At 61.5% G+C, this 23,111-nt stretch carries 21 protein-coding genes; 8 read left to right on the top strand and 13 right to left on the bottom strand.

Annotated elements, in window-relative coordinates:
* Positions 1-150: 150 nt before the first annotated feature.
* The 4 genes from KVQ82_RS03405 to KVQ82_RS03390 all read left to right on the top strand — a co-directional run bounded on the left by KVQ82_RS03405 (position 151) and on the right by KVQ82_RS03390 (position 4,714).
* Entirely contained in the window at positions 151-2,577 is a 2,427-nt protein-coding gene (locus tag KVQ82_RS03405; RefSeq protein ID WP_222018020.1) for a TonB-dependent siderophore receptor, read from the top strand.
* A gap of 74 nt (positions 2,578-2,651) precedes the next feature.
* Positions 2,652-3,776, top strand: a complete 1,125-nt coding sequence (locus KVQ82_RS03400) for a PepSY domain-containing protein (RefSeq protein ID WP_145593532.1) — start codon at positions 2,652-2,654, stop codon at positions 3,774-3,776.
* Positions 3,773-3,952 carry a hypothetical protein gene (locus tag KVQ82_RS03395; protein ID WP_222018018.1) on the top strand — a complete coding sequence of 60 codons (180 nt, stop codon included), beginning with the start codon at positions 3,773-3,775 and terminating at the stop codon, positions 3,950-3,952. The genes KVQ82_RS03400 and KVQ82_RS03395 overlap by 4 nt, the downstream gene beginning before the upstream one ends.
* Before the next feature lie 132 nt (positions 3,953-4,084).
* Positions 4,085-4,714 (top strand): glutathione S-transferase, encoded by a 630-nt coding sequence (locus KVQ82_RS03390; protein WP_222018016.1) that lies wholly within the window; start codon positions 4,085-4,087, stop codon positions 4,712-4,714.
* Between the two features lie 205 nt (positions 4,715-4,919).
* On the opposite strand, the gene creD is transcribed toward KVQ82_RS03390, so the two are convergent.
* The 4 genes from creD to KVQ82_RS03370 all read right to left on the bottom strand — a co-directional run bounded on the left by creD (position 4,920) and on the right by KVQ82_RS03370 (position 9,128).
* A complete protein-coding gene (gene creD, locus KVQ82_RS03385; RefSeq protein ID WP_222018014.1) occupies positions 4,920-6,290 on the bottom strand; it encodes a cell envelope integrity protein CreD in 1,371 nt (456 codons plus the stop codon).
* Between the two features lie 167 nt (positions 6,291-6,457).
* Positions 6,458-7,876, bottom strand: a complete 1,419-nt coding sequence (creC, locus tag KVQ82_RS03380) for a two-component system sensor histidine kinase CreC (protein WP_222018012.1) — start codon at positions 7,874-7,876, stop codon at positions 6,458-6,460.
* Positions 7,876-8,556 carry a two-component system response regulator CreB gene (gene creB / locus KVQ82_RS03375; RefSeq protein WP_041070160.1) on the bottom strand — a complete coding sequence of 227 codons (681 nt, stop codon included), beginning with the start codon at positions 8,554-8,556 and terminating at the stop codon, positions 7,876-7,878. Before creB ends, creC begins: the two co-directional genes overlap by 1 nt.
* 68 nt (positions 8,557-8,624) lie before the next feature.
* Positions 8,625-9,128, bottom strand: a complete 504-nt coding sequence (locus KVQ82_RS03370) for an ATP-dependent zinc protease (protein WP_041069928.1) — start codon at positions 9,126-9,128, stop codon at positions 8,625-8,627.
* Between the two features lie 305 nt (positions 9,129-9,433).
* On the opposite strand from KVQ82_RS03370, the gene KVQ82_RS03365 reads away from it, so the two are divergent.
* Positions 9,434-10,321 (top strand): acyltransferase, encoded by an 888-nt coding sequence (locus KVQ82_RS03365; RefSeq protein ID WP_041069925.1) that lies wholly within the window; start codon positions 9,434-9,436, stop codon positions 10,319-10,321.
* A 1-nt stretch (position 10,322) separates the two neighbouring features.
* Here KVQ82_RS03365 and KVQ82_RS03360 read toward each other — a convergent pair whose 3' ends face one another.
* On the bottom strand, positions 10,323-10,880 hold the full coding sequence (locus KVQ82_RS03360; RefSeq protein WP_222018010.1) for a DUF2780 domain-containing protein: 558 nt from the start codon (positions 10,878-10,880) through the stop codon (positions 10,323-10,325).
* A gap of 148 nt (positions 10,881-11,028) precedes the next feature.
* Between KVQ82_RS03360 and KVQ82_RS03355 the strand changes: the two genes are divergently transcribed.
* The 3 genes from KVQ82_RS03355 (at position 11,029) to KVQ82_RS03345 (ending at position 12,854) form a co-directional block, all read left to right on the top strand.
* Positions 11,029-11,664 carry an RNA polymerase sigma factor gene (locus KVQ82_RS03355; RefSeq protein ID WP_198759145.1) on the top strand — a complete coding sequence of 212 codons (636 nt, stop codon included), beginning with the start codon at positions 11,029-11,031 and terminating at the stop codon, positions 11,662-11,664.
* A complete protein-coding gene (locus tag KVQ82_RS03350) occupies positions 11,661-12,335 on the top strand; it encodes an anti-sigma factor (RefSeq protein ID WP_222018009.1) in 675 nt (224 codons plus the stop codon). The genes KVQ82_RS03355 and KVQ82_RS03350 overlap by 4 nt, the downstream gene beginning before the upstream one ends.
* 207 nt (positions 12,336-12,542) lie before the next feature.
* The gene (locus KVQ82_RS03345; RefSeq protein ID WP_108184023.1) at positions 12,543-12,854 is read left to right on the top strand and encodes a hypothetical protein; all 312 of its coding nucleotides are present in this window, start codon (positions 12,543-12,545) and stop codon (positions 12,852-12,854) included.
* Positions 12,855-12,908: 54 nt separating this feature from the next.
* On the opposite strand, the gene fdhA is transcribed toward KVQ82_RS03345, so the two are convergent.
* From fdhA to KVQ82_RS03305, 8 genes are all read right to left on the bottom strand, one after another.
* Complete coding sequence (gene fdhA / locus KVQ82_RS03340; protein ID WP_027610665.1) at positions 12,909-14,108, bottom strand: formaldehyde dehydrogenase, glutathione-independent; 1,200 nt, start codon at positions 14,106-14,108, stop codon at positions 12,909-12,911.
* A gap of 200 nt (positions 14,109-14,308) precedes the next feature.
* Positions 14,309-15,166: a formyltetrahydrofolate deformylase gene (gene purU, locus KVQ82_RS03335; RefSeq protein WP_097089069.1), complete on the bottom strand. Its 858-nt coding sequence runs from the start codon at positions 15,164-15,166 to the stop codon at positions 14,309-14,311.
* 222 nt (positions 15,167-15,388) lie between these two features.
* Positions 15,389-16,021 (bottom strand): sarcosine oxidase subunit gamma, encoded by a 633-nt coding sequence (locus KVQ82_RS03330; RefSeq protein ID WP_222018007.1) that lies wholly within the window; start codon positions 16,019-16,021, stop codon positions 15,389-15,391.
* 180 nt (positions 16,022-16,201) lie between these two features.
* The gene (locus KVQ82_RS03325) at positions 16,202-19,219 is read right to left on the bottom strand and encodes a sarcosine oxidase subunit alpha (RefSeq protein WP_222018005.1); all 3,018 of its coding nucleotides are present in this window, start codon (positions 19,217-19,219) and stop codon (positions 16,202-16,204) included.
* Positions 19,216-19,545: a sarcosine oxidase subunit delta gene (locus KVQ82_RS03320; RefSeq protein WP_003228964.1), complete on the bottom strand. Its 330-nt coding sequence runs from the start codon at positions 19,543-19,545 to the stop codon at positions 19,216-19,218. Before KVQ82_RS03320 ends, KVQ82_RS03325 begins: the two co-directional genes overlap by 4 nt.
* A 14-nt stretch (positions 19,546-19,559) precedes the next feature.
* Positions 19,560-20,810 (bottom strand): sarcosine oxidase subunit beta, encoded by a 1,251-nt coding sequence (locus KVQ82_RS03315; RefSeq protein WP_003206307.1) that lies wholly within the window; start codon positions 20,808-20,810, stop codon positions 19,560-19,562.
* A gap of 20 nt (positions 20,811-20,830) precedes the next feature.
* Positions 20,831-22,084 (bottom strand): serine hydroxymethyltransferase, encoded by a 1,254-nt coding sequence (gene glyA / locus KVQ82_RS03310; protein ID WP_041069902.1) that lies wholly within the window; start codon positions 22,082-22,084, stop codon positions 20,831-20,833.
* A 284-nt stretch (positions 22,085-22,368) separates the two neighbouring features.
* Positions 22,369-23,079 (bottom strand): TraX family protein, encoded by a 711-nt coding sequence (locus KVQ82_RS03305; protein WP_222018003.1) that lies wholly within the window; start codon positions 23,077-23,079, stop codon positions 22,369-22,371.
* Positions 23,080-23,111: the final 32 nt, after the last annotated feature.

Here is a 23,111-nt window from a genome sequence, read left to right as displayed (position 1 = left end):
CCGCCCGCAACTGCACAAAACCAATGTTGCCACGCGAATCGGCTGCCCCACTCCCAGTTAATCGACATTATTTTCATCCAGCCCTATCACTTTTCAATTCTCGTCCGGCACACAGGCAATTGAGAAATATTTCCATTCAGGAGCCTTCGCATGTCCCGTTCGCTAGACACCTTGTTGCGCCCCAGTCTGCTGGCCGTCGCCATTGCCCTCAGCGCGCCGCTGATCAGCAACCCGTTGCTCGCCGCTGAACAGGCGTCCAACGTGCGTACCTACAATCTGCCGGCGGCGCCGCTGTCGACCACGCTGAACCAGATCGCCAGCCAGGGTGGCCTGGCGCTGTCGCTCAATCCGTCGCTGGCGGCGGGCAAGACCTCGGCGCCGGTCAACGGGCAATACGACGCCGCCGGCGCTCTGCGCGCAGCGCTGCAAGGCACCGGTCTGCAACTGGAACAAAGCAGCACGGGCACCTACAGCCTGGTTGCCGTGCCTGAAGGGACACTGGCGCTGCCGGAAACCGCCGTGATCGGCGTGGAAAACCTGGAAACGGCCTGGGGTCCGGTCGAAGGCTACACCGCCACCCGCACCGCCGCCGGCACCAAGACCGACACCGCGCTGGTCGAAGCACCGCGCTCGATCTCGGTCGCCACCCGCCAGCAAATGGACGACCGCAGCGTGCACAGCCTCGATGACGCCGTGCGTTATATGCCGGGCATCACTGCCAGCAGCTACGGCAGTGACACCCGCGCCGACTGGCTGCGCGTGCGTGGCTTCGAGCCGACCCAGTTCCTCGATGGCCTGCCACTGCCAAAAGGCGTGTACGCCAACCCGAAACAGGAAACCTGGAACCTCGATCGCCTCGCCCTGCTGCGCGGCCCGGCCTCCTCCGTCTACGGCCAGACCCCACCGGGCGGCCTGCTGGACATGGTCAGCAGGCGCCCGAGCAGCGACGCCAGCAGCGAAATCCAGCTGCAGTACGGCAGCGACAACCACCGCCAGATCAACTTCGCCAGCACCGGCAAGATCGACGACGCCGGCCAGTTTCTCTACGGCATCAGCGGGGTGGTGCGCGACAGCGACACGCAGATCGATAACATCGAAAACAAGCGCTACAACATCGCGCCAAGCCTGACCTGGAACATCGACGACGACACCAAACTCACCCTGCTGAGCCAGTTCACCCGCGACGATACCGGCATTACCAGCCAGTTCCTGCCGGTGCAGGGCACCAAGATCGACATGCCGTTCGGCAGCGTCTCGCACCACAAAAACCTCGGCGACCCGAATTGGGAATACTACGACCGCACTTACTACGCGCTCGGTTATGCGTTTGAACACCGGCTGAACGATGTCTGGCAGTTCAAGCAGAACCTGCGTTACACCAAGTCGGATCTGTCGTTCCAGGCCTTGACTGTCGGTTCTTACCCGTACACCCAGGTGGACGATCAAGGCAACGTCGGGCGCACCAGCACCAGCGTTGACGAAGACATCAGCCAGTTCGCGGTGGACAACAACTTCCAGGCCGACTTCGCCACCGGTGACATTCGCCACACCGTGCTGTTGGGGCTGGATCACCAGCGCAGCAACACCAACTACCTGTCGATCTACGGTGACGGTCTGAAAACCAACGTGCTGAAGCCGATCTACGGCCAGCCGATCGTTCGTCCGGATCGCTCGACCGCGTATTACGACTACGACCAGAAGACCTACCAGACCGGCCTCTACGTGCAGGACCAGATGGCCCTCGACCAATGGCGCCTGACACTGGGCGGTCGTGAAGACTGGGTCCACACCGGCACCAAATTCTTCAACAAGGCCGACGCGACCAACACCCAGCGCGACAAGAACTTCAGCGGTAACGCAGCCCTCAGCTACGTGTTCGACTCAGGCTTCGTCCCGTACATTTCCTACGCCGAATCCTTCCAGCCCACCACCGGCGCCGACGCCTCCTCCACCGGTTCGCTGAAGCCGACCGAAGGCAAGCAGTGGGAAATGGGCGTCAAGTACCAGCCACCGGGCAGCAAGACCCTGCTGACCGCCGCCGTGTATGACCTGACGCAGAAAAACGTCGCAGTCACCACCACCGTCGGCAACACCCCGATCACCAGCCAAACCGGCGAAGTGAAAGTCAAAGGCCTGGAACTGGAGGCGACCTCGGACGTCACCGATAACCTGAAAGTGATTGCCGCCTACACCCTGGCCAAATCCGAAGTGCAGAAAGGCGACTACAAAGGCAACCGCCTGCAGCTGATGCCGAACCAACAGGCCTCGCTGTGGACCGATTACACCTGGCACAACGGCGTACTCGACGGCTTCGGTATCGGCGGTGGCGTGCGTTACACCGGCAACACCTACGGCGATCAGGGCAACACTTGGCTGGGCAAGGCCAATGCTTACACCGTGTTCGATGCCTCCGTGCATTACGACCTCGGTCGCCTGGACAACAGCCTCAAAGGTGCATCAGTGGCGGTCAATGCCACCAACCTGTTCGACAAGGACTACATCTCCACCTGCGACGGCTTCTATTGCTACTACGGCGACCAGCGCAGCGTCGTCGCCAGCGCCACCTACAAGTGGTAAGCGCGTGAGCTGAAACAGGTCCTGTCACCAGGCCGTCCCCCGTGGACGGCTTCGGTGTTTTTGAAGGTCATGAAATGAAAAGTAAAACAATTCGCCGCTGGTCGTTCATCCACACCTGGACCAGCCTGATCTGCACCGTGTTTTTGCTGCTGTTGGCACTGACCGGTCTGCCGCTGATTTTCCATCACGAGATCGAGCACCTGCTCGGCGATGCCCCGCAAGTGCGCGAAATGCCCGCCGACACCCCGCGCCTGAACCTGGCGCAACTGGTCGAGGCCGCAGAAAAGCATCGCCCCGGCGAAGTGGTGCAGTACTTCGGTTTCGAGGACGACGAGCCCAACGCCGTGCTGACCATCATGGCGAAAACCGCCGGTACCGAGCCGAATTCTTCGCACACGTTCATGCTCGATGCGCGCACCGGTGAAGCGCTGGAAACCCCGTCAGCCAATGGCGGGCTGATGCTGTTCATCCTGCGCCTGCATGTGGACATGTTCGCCGGCCTGCCGGGCAAGTTGCTGCTGGCGTTCATGGGTCTGTTGTTCGTGGTCGCGATCATTTCGGGGACTGTGTTGTACCTGCCGTTCATGCGCCGCTTGCAGTTCGGCACCGTGCGCCAGGACAAGTCCTCCCGGCTGCGCTGGCTCGACCTGCACAACCTGATCGGCGTGGTTACGCTGACCTGGGCGCTGGTGGTCGGTGTCACCGGAGTGATCAGCGCCTGTGCCGATCTGATCATCGCCGCGTGGCGCAATGACTCGCTGACCGCCATGGTCGCGCCCTACCGCGATGCCCCGCCGCTGACCCGACTGGCCCCGGCCACCCGCCTGCTCGACATCGCTCGGGACGTGGCGCCGGGGATGAACCCGGACTTCATCGCCTTCCCCGGTACGCGGTTTTCCAGCGAGCATCATTACGCGGTGTTCATGAAGGGCGGCACGCACCTGACCTCGCACCTGCTGACGCCGGTGCTGATCGACGCCGGCACCCTGCAGGTCACTGCCGTGGCCGAGCGCCCGTGGTACATGGACGCCATGGGCCTGTCGCAGCCATTGCACTTCGGTGACTACGGCGGCATGCCGATGAAAATCCTCTGGGCGACCCTCGACGTGCTGACCATCATCGTCCTTGGCAGTGGCGTGTATCTGTGGGTGGTGCGGCGTAAAGCGGCGAAACCGGTGACGGTGGAGGCGGCCGCATGAAGCCGCGTCAGAGCAATTTCTGGAAGGTCTTCAGCACGCCGCTGGTGATTGCGCTGCTGAGTGCGGCGGGGTTGTTTGCGGCGTTGTTGGGGGATGGGATCTGGGATGCGTTGAGCTGGATCGGGCTGGGCGTTCCGGCGTATCTGGCCATTAGAGGTTTGTTGCAGCGAAACTGAACACCTGTAGGAGCTGCGGCACGCTGCGATCTTTTGCTCGTGATGCTTTTCAAGATCAAGATCAAAAGATCGCAGCGTTCCGCAGCTCCTACGGCTAACCTGCTGTTCTTCGATGACCACCGAGGTTTGCCAATGTCCGCCCCCAGCATGACCCTGTTCCACAACACGCTCTCCCCGTTCGTGCGCAAAGTGATGGTGCTGCTGCATGAGACCGGCCAGCAGGATCGCGTCGCTCTGCAAGACTGCGTGCTCAGCCCGGTCAGCCCGGACGCTGCGCTCAACGCCGACAATCCGCTGGGCAAGATCCCGGCCCTGCGTCTGGCCGACGGCAGCGTCATCCATGACAGCCGCGTGATCCTCGAATACCTCGACCAGCAGCATGTCGGCAACCCGCTGATCCCCCGCGACGGCGCGGCCCGCTGGCGCCGTCTGACCCTGGCCTCGCTGGCCGACGGGATCATGGATGCCTCGGTGATGGTGCGTTACGAACTGGTATTGCGCGCCCCGGAAAAGCACTGGGACGAATGGCTCGATGCCCAGCGCGAGAAGATCCGCCGCGCCCTGGCCTATCTGGAAAGTGACGCCATCGCCGAGCTGACCAGCCATTTCGACGTGGCCGCCATCAGCGTGGCGTGCGCATTGGGTTACATCGATCTGCGTCATCCGGATCTGGACTGGCGCAGCGCCAATCCACAACTGGCCAACTGGTTCTTTGAAATGAGTCAGCGACCGTCCATGGTCGCTACCCTGCCCAAGCCTTAAATCGGCGGAACCTGTTCTGGCCTCATCGCTGGCAAGCCAGCTCCCACAATGGATTTGGGTATGACAGAACCCTCTGTTTCAGCACAAATCCTGTGGGAGCTGGCTTGCCAGCGATGGCACCACCTGGGTTGCGACGGCAGTGCTGCAACAATCAGCGTCACCAAAACCTCCACCTCTCGCTGATCTTCACGCAATCCCAACCCGCTCATTGCATCGCCTCCACATCAAACGCCAGCGGCTTGGCCGGTTTTTGCCCGATCCCGTACCAATCGAGTTTGCGTGTCAGCACCATGAACACCCCGAGCAAGCCGAACAGCAACAGCGAACCCATCAGCAGCGCATAGTCCTCGGCGCTCAGCAGGCCATACAGCAGGCCATACAACGCCGCCAATCCTGCGGAAAAACTCAGGCCGTGGCGCACGCTGTGCAGCACGTGACAGACATAAAATCCGATCAACAACACACAGCCACTGGCCGACAGCAGATAGGCCAAAGCAAAGCCGATGTGCTCCGACAGCGACAGCAACAACAGGTAGAAGAACGCCAGCGCCACCCCGACCAACGCGTATTGCACCGGGTGCACCGCGAGGCTCTTGAGCACTTCGAACAGGAAGAAACCGGCGAAGGTCAGGACAATAAACAACAACGCATATTTGATCGCACGGTCACTCTTCAGGTACTGATCCACCGGGTCGATGAAACTCACGCCAAAACTGCGCCCGTTGAACGCCTCGCAATCATTGCCCATCACACAGCGATTCATCGCTTCTTGCAGGTTGGTGGAGAAAAACGAGGTCTGCCAATCGGCGCTGAAACCCTGATCACTGATCTCGCGTTTGCCCGGCAGGAAGTTGCCGATGAAGCTGGGGTGCGGCCAGTTCGCCGCCAGGCTGACGTGGCTGGTTTTGCCCACCGGCAACACCTGCAGCGAACCGGTGCCCTGCAGGCGCAGGTCGAAACCGAAGGTCAGCTCCGTGGCGTTACGGGTGTCCAGTGTCGGCAACATGACCCGCACGCCTTCGCCGAGCCAGCCCACCTGGGTGCCAGGCACAAAGTCCAGACGCTGGCCGTCGAGTTCCAGTTTCAGCGCGTTTTCAATGCCGCGAATATCACTGATGCCCACCGCCAGAAACGGCGCGTCGAACTGGTAATCGGCAAAGTCTTCTTTGATGCCTAACTGCGCCGGCAAGGAGAAATGCCCGCTGATGCGATTGTCAGCATGGAACAATCGCGCTTGGTAAATGCCCCGGGCGCGCAGCTCGGTCTGCACCTGGCCGTCGAGCTCGAAGCGCTCCGGCAGAAAGTACAAACGACCGCGTTCCTCGCCGAGCTCTTCATAGCGCTGACTGGTTTTCTCGTTGGTCTTCCAGGTGCGTACCACCTTGCGATACGGCACCACCATCACCGGCCCGCTCAGTTGCTGGCTGTAGCTGGAACTGCGGGCGATGTCTTCGAGCACGCCGTCGCGCAGTTGCTGGCGGTCGTCGATGATGCCGTCAATCATCAGCAGCGGGATCAGCAACAGCAGGATCAACAGGGCAATGGCCCCGAGCTTTATGGTCAGATTTTTGTTCATGGGACTCTCCCTGTTTGGATGGGCAGAGTCTGCTGTTGATGTATGAGGGGAATGTGGGGGGAATATGGAGATTGTGTGGAAAGATCAAAAGATCGCAGCCTTCGGCAGCTCCTTGGGATTGCGTTCCCCTGTAGGAGCTGCCGAAGGCTGCGATCTTTTTTACGCTTTCAAGGCAGGCGCAAAATCACTTCCACACCGCTCTCGACATTGCGAATCTGCATCGACCCACCATGCAACTTAACCACCTCTTCAACAAAGTTCAGCCCCAACCCGGTGCTCTTGCGCCCACTGTCCGGACGCGGCAACGAATAAAACCGCTCACTCAAGCGCGGCAAGGCGTAATCGGGAATCGGGGCGGCTTCGTTGAACACGCGCAACTCGACCTGCTCCCCGACACGTTCGGCACTGAAACGCAGCAACCCGGCGATCGGGGTGAAATCCAGTGCATTGTCCAGCAGATTGCCCAGCGCCTGACGCAGCAGAAACGGCTCGCCGATCAGCAGCAAATTCGGCGCAATGGTCTGCTCGACCGTGAGCCGCCGGCCTTCGATCCGCGCTGCCTGCGCGCGCAATAATTCATCGATCAGCGCCGCCAGCGGCACCGCCACGCGCTCCTCGAGACCCTGGCGCTGTTCCACCTGAGCCAGATTCAACAGGCGCTCGATCAACTGCTGCATCCGCGCGCTTTCACTGTCGATGTTGCCGACAAAGCGCAGGCGCTGAATCGCTGGCATTTCATCCTGCAGCAACTCCGCGGCACCGCGAATGGCCGCCAGCGGACTCTTCAATTCATGGGTCAGCGTGTGCACGTAGCGTTCGACGTAAGCCTTGCCTTCCAGTTGGGTGCGCATCTGCTCCACCGCCGTCGCCAGTTGCTCCAGTTCACCGCCACGGTAATGCGGCACCTCCACCCGGCGCCCCTCACTGACCGCTTTGGCGTAACCGGTCAAACGGTGCAGCGCACGGCTCAGCCACCACGACAGCAAGGCACCGAACAGCAGGCCGAGGCCGATCAGCCCGGCCCCGTAAAACAGCAAACGCCGCTCGGTGCGATCGACGTAAGGCTGCAAGGAGCTATTGGGCTTGGCCACGGTGACCACGCCGACGATTTTGCCGTTGTCGCGGATCGGCGCGCCGACGTGCATCACCGACGACGCCGGGTCGTTCGGATCGCTGCGGGTTGAGCGCGCACCGTATGCGCCGCGCAGGGTCAGGTAGACGTCGTTCCAGCGCGAGTAATCCTGCCCGACCGCCACGCCACTGGAATCCAGGACCACGATGCCTTTGGCGTCGGTGACGTAGATGCGATGGTTGACCTGATTTTTCGGCAACCCCCAGATGGTCGCCTGCGGCTGGCGTTCGCCGTAGGCACGCAACAACTCGGGCCAGCGGTTCTCGCTGAGCGTGCCGGCCTTGAAATCATCACGCAAAATCTCCGCCATCAGGTTGGCGGTATCGACCAGGGTTTCTTCGGTGGACTGACGCACACCGGGGCGGATTTCTTCCATCACCGTGTTGAGCACGAAGTAACCGGTCAGGCCGATAAACAGCACATACACCAGAAAAATCCGCAGCCCCAGCGACATCAGCTGTGCCCCGGGCTGTAGCTGTAACCGAGGCCGCGATGGGTCTGGATCGGCTCGGCGTCGGCCCGCACCAGACGCAATTTGGCGCGCACGCTTTTGATGTGGCTGTCGATGCTGCGCTCGTAGCCGGCGTCGGCAGCAACCCCCAGCGCGTCGAGCAGTTGCTCGCGGCTGAACACCCGCTGCGGTTGTTCGAGCAGGCATTGCAACAGGCGAAATTCATGGCGGGTCAGGCTCAACGGCTGTCCCCGATAGACGATCTGTACACGCTCGGCATCGATGCGAAACAGCGTCGAGGACGCTTCAACCGCAGGACGCGGCGCCATGCGCTTGAGAATCGCCCGAACCCGCGCCGCCACCTCACGCGGGCTGAACGGCTTGACCACGTAATCGTCGGCGCCGATCTCCAGCCCCACCACCCGGTCGATCTCGGCGTCCCGGGCGCTGAGGAACAGCACCGGCACTTCACTGAAGCGCCGCAGCTGCTTGCAGGTTTCGAAACCGCTGATGTCCGGCAGGCCGATATCGAGAATGATCAAGTCGGCCGGGGTCTGCCGTTGATGCTCCAGCGCCGCGGCGCCAAGGCTCAGCCACGTGGTCGTGAACCCCTCGCCCTGCAGGGCAAAAATCAGCGTGTCGGCAATCGCCGCTTCGTCTTCGACAATCAGGATATGAGGCATGGCGTCCGAGCCCATGGGTTAAGTGCGCGAACGGTGCCCCAAGCCTGACCTTACGTCAATGAGACCACTTAGCAGTCTGGCTTGTCGGCGGTGAAACGCCGCGCCGGGTTCACTGCGGCGCCAAACTCGCGCAAGGCCTTGGCACCGATCAGCAGCGGGTAGTTGAAGTTGCTGCGGTCGGTCAGGTTGACCTCAACGGTACGCTTGACGTTGCCCAGGCACAGTTCCAGATCGACCACCGGGCGTTTGGCGACTTCAGTGCTGTCGCCCTCGTCCTCTTCGTCCGAGCGGCTCTTGATCTTGCTGATCCGCGCGATCTTGTGCTCGTACACTTTGTTGCTGGCGTCCTTGGTGCCGAGGCGGAAGCGCACCCAGTTTTCACCGTCGCGGGTGAAGGTCTCAATGTCCTTGGCCGACAGCGAGGCGGTCAGCGCGCCGGTGTCCATCTTGGCCTTGAGCACCTCACCACCGATTTCCGGCAGCGCGATGTATTCATAACGCCCGTACAGGGTCGGTTCGGCGGCCATGACCGGCAGGGCGACGAGGGCAAACAGTGCAAGGAGGGATTTCACGTAGAGGGCTTCCTTGGAAAATGAGGGCGTCAGACGCGAGATTTTAGACAGCCATCAAGGAATTCGTTCGCCCTTGATATCGCATCGCTGGCAAGCCAGCTCCCACAGGTTTCTCTGCCATTCACGGAAATCACATGCACTGGAGATCCTTGTGGGAGCTGGCTTGCCAGCGATGGGGCCAGCACAAGCCTCACCAATTGGCTCCAGCATAGCCGCCCAAAAGTGAAACATTCGTCACCGCCGATTTGGCCTGTCGCCCGAAGCCACTTATCATGGCGCGCCCATCCGCCTTCATAGAGTTGCTTATGCGCCGCCTGCTCACCGGCTGTTTCGTCACCCTGCTGCTATTGCTCAACACCCTGATCCTGATCGGGCCGTTGATGGTCTTTGCCCTGCTCAAACTGATTGCGCCAGGGCGCTGGCGCGATTACGCCTCGTGGGCGGTGATGTGGATTGCCGAGACCTGGGCGGAAATCGACAAACTGATCTTTCGTCTGTGCATCCCCACTCAGTGGGACATTCGCGGCGGCGCAGATCTGCGCGGTGACACCTCGTATCTGGTGGTCAGCAACCACCAGTCGTGGGTCGACATTCCGGCGCTGATCCAGACCCTCAACCGGCGCACGCCGTTCTTCAAGTTCTTCCTCAAGAAAGAGCTGATCTGGGTGCCGTTCCTTGGTCTGGCGTGGTGGGCGCTGGATTACCCGTTCATGAAGCGCTACAGCAAGGCGTTTCTGGCGAAGCATCCGGAGCTGGCGGGCAAGGATCTGGAAATCACCAAACAGGCCTGCGAGCTGTTCAAGCGCCAGCCGGTAACGGTCGTGAATTATCTGGAAGGTACTCGCTACACCGCGGCGAAAAGCGCGCAGCAGCAGTCACCGTTCAGGCACCTGCTCAAACCCAAGGCCGGTGGCGTGGCGTTTGTGCTGGCGGCGATGGGGGAGCAGCTGGATGCGCTGCTCGACGTGACCGTGGTTTATCCACAGGAGAACATTCCCGGGTTCTGGGATCTGATCAGCGGCAGCGTGCCGCGGGTGATCGTCGACATCCAGACCCGCGAACTCGACCCGGCGCTGTCGCAGGGCGATTACGAGAACGATCCGCAGTTTCGCCAGCAGGTCCAGAACTGGGTCAACCAGCTCTGGACCGAGAAGGATCAGCGCATCAGCGAACTGCGCGGTGAGCGCGGCTGAATCAGCTGCCGCTGCCGGCGCCCCAGATGTTGCCCAGACTGCTCAACAGCGAACCGCCAACACCCTGTTGACCCAGGTATTGCAGGATCACCGGGGCAAACTGGCCAACCATGCCGCTGTCCATGCCCAGCGCACTGAAAGCGTTGTTCAGGTCGCTGGTGGTCTTGACGTTGCCCAGCGCATTTTCCAACCCGGCTGACTTGCCCGACGAGCCCAGCAACCCGCTCAATGCCGCCAGATTGCCGCTACCGCCCGACAGTTTGTCGATGCCCGGCACTTCTTTGGCCAACTGCGAATAATCGGTGCTGCTCAATTGGTTCTTGGCCAGGCCCAACATCGCACTGGTTCCCCCTACAGCTTGCTGGGGCGTGACGTTCAGCGCACTCAAGGCACTCAGCAATCCAGCGGTTTCCGAAGTCGGTGCAGCGGCGGCAGCCTTTTCACCCCCTTGCATACCCGAGACTGCACCGGCGACATCGTTCAAGCTGAAACCGGCAAACACCGGGCTCGCTGCAAGGGTCATCAGTGAAGCCAAGGCCATACCGCGTGAAATCTTCATTCAGACATCCTCTTGCGCTGTGGTAACCGCCCGCTTATGGGCGGCAAAACTGCCGGTTTGACCGGGTTTGCGCCGGCATGTTCCTCGCTGGCGCATCCATTTTCAGGATAGCCACGTATATAAAACGTGAAACCGTGGATAACCCGAGATGAATGGCACAAGCGCTGTCGCTGAACTAGCCTGTGAACAGCCCGAGCAGCGCCCTCGTCGTCCGCCCATTGCCTGGAGAACCGTCATTTCCACCGCCGACACCGATCAGTTGCGCCAGTTGTTGGCCCAGTGTTCACTGGGCGATCGGCGTGCATTCGAAACCCTCTATCGCAGCGTCGGCCCGCGCTTGCACGGTGTCGCCTTGCGTTTCATGGGCCGGGCAGATCTGGCCGAGGACGTGCTGCAGGAAAGCTTCGTGCGCATCTGGAACAACGCCTCGCGCTACGAAGCCCATTTGTCGGCGCCGCTGACCTGGATGATCAACATCACTCGCCACCAGGCCATCGACCAGTTACGCAAACAGCGTGACCGGCCGCTGACCGACTTCGAACAGGCCACCCTGCCGGACGAAGGCCCTTCGGCCCACGACCTGTTGAACAGCAGCCGCGAAGCCAGCGCGTTGCACCGTTGCCTCGACACCCTCGACGGCATGCAGCGCCAGTCGATCAGCGTCGCCTACTTTCAGGGCCTGTCCTGCTCGGAACTCGCCGAACACCTGGCCGCGCCGCTGGGTTCGGTGAAATCGTGGATTCGCCGTGGCATGGAACGTCTGCGCAGGTGCCTTGAATCATGAACTACCAGACCCCTGCCCTGCGCCGCGCCCTCGCTGCCGATTACGCCATCGGCCTGATGTCGGCGGCGGCGCGTCGGCGCTTTGAACAATTGCTGCTGGACGATGCAGCACTGCGCACAGAACTCGCTCACTGGCAGGAAAGCCTTGCCAGCCTGACCGACGCGGTTCCAGAGCAACCGGTGCCGGATCGGGTGTGGCAAGGCATCACTGCGCGCATCGAACCGCAAGTACTGCACGTCCCGGAAAAACGTCCGTTCTGGAACTGGCTGCGGGTCACTGCCGCGCTGTGTTCGATCGTGGTGCTGGTGTTCCTCGGTTCCCTGTACAACCGCGACGACGCCCGCTACCGCGCCACCCTGCTGAGCGCCGACGCGCAACCGGCGCTGAAGGTCGAGGCGCATGCGGACTATCTGCAGGTCGAACCGCTGACATTGGCGGCAGTCGGGCCAGATCGCAGCCTGGAACTGTGGGCGATACCCGCCGATGGCAAGCCGATTTCGCTGGGGGTGATTCCTGCAGGCGGCAAAGGCAAGGTTGAACTGAGCGCGGCGCAGAAAGCCTTGATCGGCCAGCCGATTGCGCTGGCGGTGAGTCTGGAGCCGAAAGGTGGTTCGCCGAGCGGACAGCCGACCGGGCCGGTGCTTTACCAAGGCGCTTTGGCAGCCCTCTGATTGCAAAAATCAAAAAATCGCAGCCTTCGGCAGCTCCTACATCGATCCCTGTAGGAGCTGGCGAAGGCTGCGATCTTTTAGGCCCGTTGGTTGCGCGTCAGGCTAATCGATATTTCAAAACGATCCATGAACCTGTCAGATCTGACAGTAGGCGTTACTAATCATGCACGCGATCATTGCGGCTCCCATTTATGTAACGGAGTACAAATGATGAAGCTGACAATTGCCACGGGCATCGTAATCAGCCTGGCCATGATGAGCACCGCTTACGCAGCCACTTGCCCGACGGTGTCGATCACTCACTCTCAAGACGCTGAAGATCTCACCTTTACCTCAGCACGCCTTAAAGACAAAGACACAGCCGATTCGGTTGTCATCTGCCGATATGAAGGCAAGAACGATATGGGTGCGTCTTCGGGCCTGCGGCTCGGCGTTCCGGTAAAAGCCACCGGAAGCAATTGGAAAGGTGAAGATTGTGCAACCGCTGACGGCGATGCCAGCAAGTGCGCATTTAAATAGTTTGGTTACTCAAAAAAGGCAACCCATCGGGTTGCCTATTCCTATGCGTAAAACTTACGCCGCACTGAACAACCGATGCGGATCGATCACAAACTTCTTCGGCACACCGGCATCGAACTCGCCGTAACCTTCCGGCGCCTGGTCGAGGCTGATGACTTGCACACCCACCACTTCGGCGATGTTGATGCGGTCCCACATGATCGCCTGCATCAGCTGGCGGTTGTATTTCATCACCGGGGTCTGGCCGGTGTGGAAGCTGTGGGATTTGGCCCAGCCCAGACCGAAGCGGATGCTCAGGCTGCCCATTTTTGCGGCGGCGTCCACGGCACCCGGATCTTCGGTCACGTACAGGCCCGGAATACCGATCTTGCCCGCCACGCGCACCACGCCCATCAGCGAGTTGAGCACGGTGGCCGGCGCTTCGGCTTTCACCCCGTCATGCCCGTGGCCGCGCGCTTCGAAGCCCACGCAGTCCACCGCGCAATCGACTTCCGGTTCGCCCAGCAGTGCGGCGATCTGCTCGTGCAGCGGCGTGTCCTTGGACAGGTCGACCACTTCAAAACCCTGAGCCTTGGCGTGCGCCAGGCGGATGGTGTTGACGTCGCCGATGATCACCACCGCCGCGCCCAGCAAGCGCGCCGAGGCCGCAGCGGCCAGACCGACCGGGCCGGCGCCCGCGATGTACACGGTGCTGCCCGGGCCAACGCCCGCCGTCACCGCACCGTGATAGCCGGTCGGCAGAATGTCGGAGAGACAGGTCAGGTCGCGGATTTTCTCCATGGCCTTGTCGCGATCCGGCAGTTTCAGCAGGTTGAAGTCGGCGTACGGCACCAGCACGTATTCAGCCTGGCCGCCGGTCCAGTCGCCCATGTCGACATAACCGTAAGCACCGCCGGCGCGGGCCGGGTTGACGGTCAGGCAGACGCCGGTGTGTTGCTCCTTGCAGGAACGGCAGCGCCCGCAAGCCACGTTGAACGGTACGGAGACCAGGTCGCCGATTTTCAGGTTCTCGACGTCGGAACCCTTCTCGATCACTTCGCCAGTGATTTCATGGCCCAGCACCAGACCGGTCTGCGCCGTGGTCCGGCCGCGCACCATGTGCTGGTCGGAGCCACAAATGTTGGTGGACACCACACGCAGGATCACCCCGTGCTCGATCTTCCTGCCACGCGGGTCCTGCATTTTCGGATAGTCGATTTTCTGTACTTCGACCTTGCCAGCGCCGAGATACACCACACCACGATTGCCAGACATGCTTTCACCTCGCTGTTGTTTTTATGGAACCGCGTTGCCCAGGCAGGCAGCGCGTTAAGTGCTCGGGTACAGATGCTGATTGTTGTGTTGCCTGTTATGGCCTCATCGCTGGCAAGCCAGCTCCCATAGGTTTCGGGTGGAACTCAAAAATTGTGTACGACACAAATCCCTGTGGGAGCTGGCTTGCCAGCGATGGCGATCTAAAGAACAACGGTTCTGTTGGCGTTCAAAAACACCCTTCTTTCGATGTGATAACCCACGGCCCGGGCCAAAGTCAGGCCCTCGATATCACGCCCCTTGGCGATCAAATCTTCCGGGTAATGACTGTGATCCACCGCCTCGACACCCTGGGCGATGATCGGCCCTTCATCGAGGTCGTTGTTGATGTAGTGCGCCGTGGCGCCGACCAGTTTCACGCCCTTGTTGTAGGCCTGGTGATAGGGTTTGGCACCCTTGAACCCCGGCAGCAACGAGTGATGGATGTTGATCGCCTTGCCATCGAGCTTGCGGCACAACTCCGGTGACAGCACCTGCATGTAGCGGGCGAGGATCACCAGTTCGGCGCCGGACTCTTCGATCACCTGCCACACCTGACGCTCCTGCGACGGCTTGTCGTTGGGGTCGAGGGGGAAATGGTAGTAGGGAATCTGGTGCCAGTCGGCCAGCGGCTTGAGATCCGGGTGGTTGGACACCACCGCCGCCACGTCCATCGACAACTGGCCGATGCGCTGGCGGTAGAGCAAATCGTTGAGGCAGTGATCGGCCTTGGAGACCATGATCACCACTTTCGGCCGGTAGTTCGGCGCGGTCAGCTCGAAGACCATGCCGAATGCCTCTCCGCGCTCGGCGAGGCCGGCGCGGAAGGACTGCTCGTCGAAACCGTCGGGCTGACGGAATTCCACGCGAATGAAGAAACGGCCCGAGAGCCGGTCATCGAACGAATGGTGCTCGGTGACGTAGCAACCCTGCTCGAACAGAAAACGCGTCACCGCGTCCACCGTGCCGAGCACGCTGGGGCAGTCGGCGGTCAGAATCCATGTGTCTGGTGCGCGGCTCATGGTGCGGTGACTCCTGTTTCAACATCTGTGAGCAGAGTGAACTCTGTACTGGGCTGACCTACACTGAACTGCTTTTGTGGTGAGGGGATTTATCCCCGATCGGCTGCGAAGCAGTCGCAAAACCTATGTATACGATCTACCTGATAAACGCGGTGGCTGGTCTGGGGCGGCTTCGCCGCCCATCGGGGATGAATCCCGTCACCACAAAGCAGTCACAACAGGTCAGGCCTGAACGCTCAGGCCGTACTCGGCCGAAGCATCCTGCAACCACAACCACCAGTAATCCGAGAAGCTGCGGCGGATCAGCAGTTCCCAGGTGTCTTCGGCGGTGTGGCGAATCATCAGCTGCGACTTGGCGAACACCGTGCCCACGGCTTTGCCGACCGGGAAGTTGTTCGGGTGCACGTCGTAGCTGGTGGATTTCATCAGCACCTGACGCACGTTCGGCCCGCTCAGTTCGAGCACTTGCTGGCCGCCGCTGACGTTGACGATTGCGATGTGCAGGTCGCCCAGCGCTTCGCGCAGTTTCTGTTCGGCGGCGAATTCTTCACCGCCTGGCACGATCAGCAGCCACTCGTCCGGGCCCATCCATTGCAGGCTGGTTTCGCCTTTGACGATCACGCTCAGGGCGCCGGGCAACTCAATGCCGAGGGCCTTGTGCACGCCGGCGGCGAACGCGGCATCGTGGCCATCGCCACGAATGGTCAGGTGACCGAGGAGTTTCTTTTCACGCACGATGACGCCGGCGTTCTTGCGACCCTTGCCGACCAAGCTGGCGAGGTCGGCATGGTGCAGCGACGACTCGGCACGGGCACCGGTGGTCGGGCGTTGTTGGTACACGTTGGCTGTGGTCATAAAGCACCTATCTCAATTCTGTTGGTCCGGTCCTTGTGGTGGCTGCACTGCCGCCTTCGCGAGCAAGCTCGCTCCCACAGGGGACTGATGCCTGACACAAATTCCATTAACAACCCGAAACCTGTGGGAGCGAGCTTGCTCGCGAAGGCGATATCCGCCACACCACAGGGTTCGAAGCTGTCAGATGTTCTGCCGATCCCCCTTCGGATCGAAGAACACCGAAGAAACGATCTCTGCCTCGATCACGCTGCCATCGGCCAGCGGTGCAAACACCCGCTCGCCCATGCGCTTCAGACCGCCCTTGACCACACCCATGGCAAACGAATAGCCGAGGGAGTTGTGCGCGTAGCTGGAGGTCACGTGGCCGACCATGGTCATCGGGATCGCCTGCTTGGTGTTGAACACCAGTTGCGCACCTTCCGGCAGCCAGACGTTCGGGTCGATCGGCTTCAGACCCACCAGTTGTTTGCGCTGATCACGCACGCAGTCTTCGCGATTCATGCCGCGCTGGCCGATCCACGAGAACGGTTTGGTGCGACCGACGCACCAGCCCATGTTCAGGTCGTCCGGGGTCATCGAGCCGTCGGTGTCCTGACCGACGATGATGAAACCCTTCTCGGCGCGCAGGACGTGCATGGTTTCAGTGCCGTACGGGGTCAGGTTGTACTGTTTGCCGGCCTCGACGATTTTCTCCAGCACGCCCATCGCGTAGTCGGCCTGGACGTTGACTTCGTACGACAGCTCACCGGTGAACGAGATACGGAACACCCGCGCCGGCACACCGCCGACCAGACCCTCTTTCCAGGTCATGAACGGGAACGCTTCGTTGGCCAGGTCGATGTCGGTCACGGCACTGAGCAGCTTGCGGCTGTTCGGGCCGGACAGGGTCATGGTCGCCCAGTGGTCGGTGACCGAGGTGAAGTACACCTTCATCTCCGGCCATTCGGTCTGGTGGTACAGCTCCAGCCATTGCAGCACGCGCGCGGCGCCGCCCGTGGTGGTGGTCATGACGAAATGGTTGTCGGCCAGGCAGGCCGTGACGCCGTCGTCGAAGACCATGCCGTCTTCTTTGCACATCAGGCCGTAACGCGCCTTGCCCACGTCGAGCTTGGTCCAGGCGTTGGTGTACACGCGGTTGAGGAACTCACGGGCATCCGGGCCTTGAATGTCGATCTTGCCGAGGGTCGAAGCGTCGAGCAGGCCGACGCTGTCGCGCACGGCTTTGCATTCGCGCTTCACCGCCGCGTGCATGTCTTCGCCGTTCTTCGGGAAATACCATGGACGCTTCCACTGGCCGACGTCTTCAAACTCGGCGCCGTTTTTCAGGTGCCATTGATGCAGCGCGGTGTAGCGCACCGGCTCGAAGATGTGCCCACAGTGACGACCGGCCACGGCGCCGAAGGTTACCGGCGTGTAGTTGGGGCGGAACATCGTGGTGCCCATCTGCGGGATGGTCACGTTCAGCGAACGGGCGGCGATGGCCAGGCCGTTGACGTTGCCGAGTTTGCCCTGATCGGTGCCGAAGCCCAGCGCGGTGTAGCGTTTGACGTGTTCGACCGACTCGAAACCTTCGCGGGTCGCCAGTTCGATGGCGGCGGCGGTGACGTCGTTCTGCAGGTCGACGAATTGCTTCGGCGCCCGCGAAGTACCCTTCTCGTGCGGCACCTGGAACAGCGCCAGGGTCGCTTCTTCGAGACGGCTCAGCGCTTTTGGCAGCGTGCCTTCGACCACCGCAAAACCGGCTTCACTGGCAGCGCGTGCGCCACCTTCGAAACCATCGGCCAGCGAATCTCCGAGGCCGTAAACACCGTTGATGCCGCCGACACACACACGTTTCTGCGGTGCTTCGCCCGGTACGAAACCGAGGATGTCTTCGCGCCAGATCGGCTTGCCACCGAGGTGCGAAGCCAGGTGCACCACCGGGCTGTAACCGCCGGAACTGGCGATCACGTCGCAGTCGAGCCATTCGCCCGGGCTGGTCACGGTGTGCGCTTTGACGTCAATTGCGGCAACGCGGGCTGCGGTGACGCGCTTGCTGCCACGGGCCTCGATCACGGCGCTGCCGGTGAGGATGCGAATGCCTTTGGCACGGGCTTCTTCTACCAGTGCACCACGCGGATTGCTCCGTGCATCGGCGATGGCCACCACTTGCAGGCTGGCGTCGAGCCAATCCAGCGCAACGCGATAGGCGTGATCGTTGTTGGTGGTCAGCACCAGCTTCTTGCCCGGTGCCACACCGTAACGGCGCACGTAAGTCGAGACCGCACCGGCGAGCATGTTGCCCGGCACGTCGTTGTTGCCGTAGACCAGCGGACGCTCGTGGGCGCCGGTCGCCAGCACCACACGCTTGGCGCGAACCCGGTGGATGCGCTGACGCACCTGACCGATTGGCGCGCGGTCGCCGAGGTGATCGGTGAGGCGTTCGTGAATGGTCAGGAAATTGTGGTCGTGGTAACCGTTGACCGTGGCGCGCGGCAACAGCAGCACGTCCGGAGTGTTTTTCAATTCAGCGATAACGCTGGCCACCCACTCGATCGCCGGTTTGCCATCGAGGCTTTCGCGAGAATCGAGCAGGCTGCCGCCGAACTCTTCCTGCTCATCGGCGAGAATCACCCGCGCCCCACTGCGCGCAGCCGCCAGGGCCGCGGCGAGACCGGCAGGGCCGGCGCCGACGATCAGCACGTCGCAGTGCTGGTTCATGTAGTCGTAGGTGTCCGGATCGACTTCGGTCGGCGAACGGCCAAGCCCTGCAGCCTTGCGAATGTACTTCTCGTAGGTCATCCAGAACGATTGCGGGTACATGAAAGTTTTGTAGTAGAAACCCGGCGGCATCAGCTTGCCGCCGACCTTGCCGAGAATCCCCATCATGTCGTTGTTGACGCTCGGCCAGCCGTTGGTGCTGGTGGCGACCAGGCCTTGATACAGCGCCTGTTGCGTGGCGCGCACGTTGGGAATCTGCGTGGCTTCGGTGGCCCCGATCTGCAGCACCGCGTTCGGCTCTTCGGCACCGGCGGCGAAGATCCCGCGAGGACGCGAATACTTGAAGCTGCGGCCGATGATGTCGACGCCGTTGGCGATCAGTGCCGAGGCCAGGGAGTCGCCCTCGAAGCCTTTGTAGCTCTGACCGTTGAAGGTGAAGCTCAGCACTTTATTGCGGTCGATCCGTCCACCGTTGGACAGGCGATTGGTCTGGCTCATACCTTCTCTCCCAGCGCCGTCGTGGCTGTTTTTGCCGTATCAGCCTTGTCGGTGAATTGCGGCTTGGTGCCGATCTTGTAGGTTTCGAGAATCTCGTAGGTCACGGTGTCGCGGGTGACGTTGAAGTACTGGCGGCAGCCGGCGACGTGATCCCACAGCTCGTGGTGCAGACCACGCGGGTTGTCGCGGAAGAACATGTAGTCGCCCCACTCTTCATCGGTGCAGGCGTTCGGATCCAGCGGACGCGGGATGTGCGCCTGACCGGATGCATGGAATTCCTCTTCGGAGCGCAGTTCGCCGCAGTGAGGACAGAAGATATGCAACATGGGAATTTCTCCTGTTAGTGGGCGACGGCAGCAGCGCCGTGTTCGTCGATGAGTGCGCCGTTGTGGAAACGGTCGATGGAGAACGGTGCCGCCAACGGGTGCATTTCACCCTTGGCCAGACTCGCGGCAAACACGTTGCCCGAGCCAGGTGTGGCTTTGAAGCCGCCGGTGCCCCAACCGCAGTTGAAGAACATGTTCGGTACCGGGGTTTTCGAAATGATCGGGCAAGCGTCCGGCGTGGTGTCGACGATGCCGCCCCACTGGCGGTTCATGCGCACCCGCGACAGCACCGGGAACATCTCGACGATCGCCTGGATGGTGTGCTCGATCACCGGGTACGAACCGCGCTGGCCATAGCCGTTGTAGCCGTCGATACCGGCGCCGATCACCAGGTCGCCCTTGTCGGACTGGCTGATGTAACCGTGCACGGCGTTGGACATGATCACGCTGTCGATAATCGGTTTGATCGGCTCGGACACCAGCGCTTGCAGCGGGTGAGATTCGATCGGCAGACGGAAACCGGCGAGCTTGGCCATGTGTCCGGAGTTACCGGCGGTGACCACGCCGACGCGTTTGGCGCCGATGAAACCCTTATTGGTTTCAACGCCGATGCACACGCCGTTTTCCTTGCGGAAACCGATCACTTCAGTCTGCTGGATCAAGTCCACGCCCAAGGCGTCGGCGGCACGGGCAAAGCCCCAGGCCACGGCGTCGTGACGAGCGACGCCACCACGACGCTGCACGGTCGCGCCCATCACCGGGTAGCGGGTGTTTTTCGAGCAGTCGAGGTACGGGATCTCGTCCGCCACCTGCTTGGCGTTGAGCAGTTCGCCGTCGACGCCATTGAGGCGGTTGGCGCTGACCCGACGCTCGGAATCACGGATGTCCTGCAGGGTGTGGCACAGGTTGTAGACGCCACGCTGGGAGAACATCACGTTGTAGTTCAGATCCTGCGACAGACCTTCCCACAATTTCATCGCGTGTTCGTACAGGTGTGCCGACTCGTCCCACAGGTAGTTGGAACGCACGATGGTGGTGTTGCGCGCGGTGTTGCCGCCGCCCAGCCAGCCCTTCTCGACCACGGCCACGTTGGTGATGCCGTGCTCTTTCGCCAGGTAGTAGGCGGTCGCCAGACCGTGCCCGCCACCGCCGACGATGACCACGTCGTAGACCTTCTTCGGCGTCGGCGTGCGCCACATGCGCTGCCAGTTCTCGTGGTGGCTGAGGGAGTGTTTGAAGAGGCCGAAGCCCGAATAGCGTTGCATAGTCATTTACTCCAAACCGCTCAGCGATAAACCGGGTAGTCGGCGCACAGTGCCGCGACGTTCTTGGCCACATTCGCTTCAACGTCGGCGTCACCGAGGTTGTCGAGGATGTCGCAGATCCAGCCGGCCAGCGCTTCGCACTGGGCGACCTTGAAGCCACGCGTGGTGACGGCCGGGGTGCCGATGCGCAGGCCCGAGGTCACGAACGGCGACTGTGGGTCGTTCGGTACGGCGTTCTTGTTGACGGTGATGTGCGCGCGGCCAAGGGCGGCGTCAGCATCTTTGCCGGTCAGGCCCTGACGGATCAGGCTGACCAGGAACAGGTGGTTGTCGGTACCGCCGGACACTACATCGTAGCCACGTTTGATAAACACGCTGGCCATGGCCTTGGCGTTATCAATCACTTGTTGCTGATAGGCCTTGAAGCCGGGCTCCAGCGCTTCCTTGAAGCACACCGCTTTACCGGCGATGACGTGCATCAGCGGGCCGCCCTGGGCGCCGGGGAATACCGCGGCGTTGAGCTTTTTCTCGATTTCTTCGTTGGACTTGGCCAGGATCAGACCGCCACGTGGACCGCGCAGGGTCTTGTGGGTAGTGGTGGTGACCACGTCGGCGTACGGCAGCGGGTTCGGGTACAGGCCAGCAGCGACCAGACCGGCGACGTGGGCCATGTCGACGAACAGCAGCGCACCGACCTTGTCGGCGATCTGGCGGAAGCGCGGGAAGTCCAGCGTCTTCGAATAAGCAGAGAAACCGGCAACGATCATCTTCGGCTTGCACTCGACGGCCAGACGCTCGACTTCGTCGTAATCGATCAGCCCGGTGTCGGTGTTGATCCCGTACTGCACCGCGTTGTACAGCTTGCCCGAGGACGAGACTTTCGCGCCGTGGGTCAGGTGACCGCCATGAGCGAGGCTCATACCGAGAATGGTGTCGCCCGGCTGGATCAGTGCCAGATACACGGCGCTGTTGGCCGAGGAACCGGAGTGCGGCTGGACGTTGGCGTAATCGGCACCGAACAGTTGCTTGGCGCGTTCGATGGCCAGCGCTTCGACTTTATCCACATGCTCGCAGCCACCGTAGTAGCGCTTGCCCGGATAACCTTCGGCGTATTTGTTGGTCAGGCCGCTGCCCTGCGCTTGCATCACGCGTTTGCTGGTGTAGTTCTCCGACGCGATCAGCTCGATGTGATCTTCCTGACGTTGCTCCTCGGCATTCATCGCCGCCAGCAGTGCATCGTCGTAACCCTGGATCTGGTCTTGCTTGCTGAACATCGCGTCTCTCCCAGCGGCGTCGGTGCGCCATTTCGTCTTGGTCAGGCACGCGGCTTGCGGAGGTGCCCTTTGATGCGATGGTATGGCCGGCGCAGACAGCCCAGATGCCTACGGACGCCACACAAAGGTGCGTTTACGACATGACTCGAAATGGTCTTGCCAGACTCGATCTCGAAAACACTGAAGAACCCTGTGGGAGCTGGCTTGCCAGCGATGGCGATAGCACATCTGGTATTGATGACGGCTGACCCACCGCTATCGCTGGCAAGCCAGCTCCCACACGGTTATGCGGCGACTTCGCGGATAAGTAGCAGCAAGAGGAAATGTGCAGGATAGAGGGCGTAGCCCCAGCGCCGCATCGGTGGCGGCTGGAGATGTCGCGCGTGTCGCAACAGGAACACCCCGAGCATTGGCGCAAACAGACACGCCGCGATACCAAACACCGCCACGTAGTTGCCGAACTCCGCCGCCTCATACAGCACCCGCCACTGATTGCCCGCCAGACACACCAGCCCCGGCAGCAGGCCGAAATACCACGGGCGACGGATCACCCACAGCAGCGCCAGCGGCAACAGCACGCCAAACACGCCGAACATCAGCCACTGCGAAAACAGCGCCGCCAGCAGCAAGGCGCCCACGCCCAAAAGCCGCGACAACGACGTACGATCCTGCCAGCCCCGCGCCACCAGCAACCCCAGCGCCAGGGTGGGCATCACGTTCAAGGTGTCGGGATCAGGAATGTACAAACGATAAGGAATTTCACTGACCACGCTGAACAGCAGCAACCAGCCCAGATAGCGCCACTCGGTCTTCTGCGCACCGGCACGGGCCAGGTTCGCCGCCATCGCCAGACAGAACCACGGGAATGCCATGCGCCCCGGCACATACAGCCAATCGGCGCTGATCCCGACATATCGCAGGTGATCGAGCAGCATGCTCAGCAGCGCCAGCCACTTGAGCAGATCGAGTGCGCCGTCGCGTTTAGTCACGTGCATAATCGGGTAACAAACTGGTAATTTCCTGACAG

It is taken from the genome of Pseudomonas sp. AO-1, assembly GCF_019775695.1.
Classification (GTDB): Bacteria; Pseudomonadota; Gammaproteobacteria; order Pseudomonadales; family Pseudomonadaceae; genus Aquipseudomonas; species Aquipseudomonas parakoreensis.
This window is presented reverse-complemented; position numbering and strand designations above follow the sequence as displayed.

Bases quoted from the DNA above. Each gene is read 5' to 3' on its own strand.
- fdhA (WP_027610665.1), bottom strand. From the start codon at position 14,108: ATGTCTGGCAATCGTGGTGTGGTGTATCTCGGCGCTGGCAAGGTCGAA.
- KVQ82_RS03325 (WP_222018005.1), bottom strand. From the start codon at position 19,219: ATGAGCCAGACCAATCGCCTGTCCAACGGTGGACGGATCGACCGCAAT.
- creB (WP_041070160.1), bottom strand. From the start codon at position 8,556: ATGCCTCATATCCTGATTGTCGAAGACGAAGCGGCGATTGCCGACACG.
- KVQ82_RS03400 (WP_145593532.1), top strand. From the start codon at position 2,652: ATGAAAAGTAAAACAATTCGCCGCTGGTCGTTCATCCACACCTGGACC.
- KVQ82_RS03315 (WP_003206307.1), bottom strand. From the start codon at position 20,810: ATGCAACGCTATTCGGGCTTCGGCCTCTTCAAACACTCCCTCAGCCAC.
- creD (WP_222018014.1), bottom strand. From the start codon at position 6,290: ATGAACAAAAATCTGACCATAAAGCTCGGGGCCATTGCCCTGTTGATC.
- KVQ82_RS03360 (WP_222018010.1), bottom strand. From the start codon at position 10,880: ATGAAGATTTCACGCGGTATGGCCTTGGCTTCACTGATGACCCTTGCA.
- KVQ82_RS03390 (WP_222018016.1), top strand. From the start codon at position 4,085: ATGTCCGCCCCCAGCATGACCCTGTTCCACAACACGCTCTCCCCGTTC.
- KVQ82_RS03320 (WP_003228964.1), bottom strand. From the start codon at position 19,545: ATGTTGCATATCTTCTGTCCTCACTGCGGCGAACTGCGCTCCGAAGAG.
- creC (WP_222018012.1), bottom strand. From the start codon at position 7,876: ATGTCGCTGGGGCTGCGGATTTTTCTGGTGTATGTGCTGTTTATCGGC.
- KVQ82_RS03345 (WP_108184023.1), top strand. From the start codon at position 12,543: ATGATGAAGCTGACAATTGCCACGGGCATCGTAATCAGCCTGGCCATG.
- KVQ82_RS03365 (WP_041069925.1), top strand. From the start codon at position 9,434: ATGCGCCGCCTGCTCACCGGCTGTTTCGTCACCCTGCTGCTATTGCTC.
- KVQ82_RS03350 (WP_222018009.1), top strand. From the start codon at position 11,661: ATGAACTACCAGACCCCTGCCCTGCGCCGCGCCCTCGCTGCCGATTAC.
- KVQ82_RS03395 (WP_222018018.1), top strand. From the start codon at position 3,773: ATGAAGCCGCGTCAGAGCAATTTCTGGAAGGTCTTCAGCACGCCGCTG.
- KVQ82_RS03305 (WP_222018003.1), bottom strand. From the start codon at position 23,079: ATGCACGTGACTAAACGCGACGGCGCACTCGATCTGCTCAAGTGGCTG.
- KVQ82_RS03330 (WP_222018007.1), bottom strand. From the start codon at position 16,021: ATGACCACAGCCAACGTGTACCAACAACGCCCGACCACCGGTGCCCGT.
- purU (WP_097089069.1), bottom strand. From the start codon at position 15,166: ATGAGCCGCGCACCAGACACATGGATTCTGACCGCCGACTGCCCCAGC.
- KVQ82_RS03355 (WP_198759145.1), top strand. From the start codon at position 11,029: ATGAATGGCACAAGCGCTGTCGCTGAACTAGCCTGTGAACAGCCCGAG.
- KVQ82_RS03405 (WP_222018020.1), top strand. From the start codon at position 151: ATGTCCCGTTCGCTAGACACCTTGTTGCGCCCCAGTCTGCTGGCCGTC.
- glyA (WP_041069902.1), bottom strand. From the start codon at position 22,084: ATGTTCAGCAAGCAAGACCAGATCCAGGGTTACGACGATGCACTGCTG.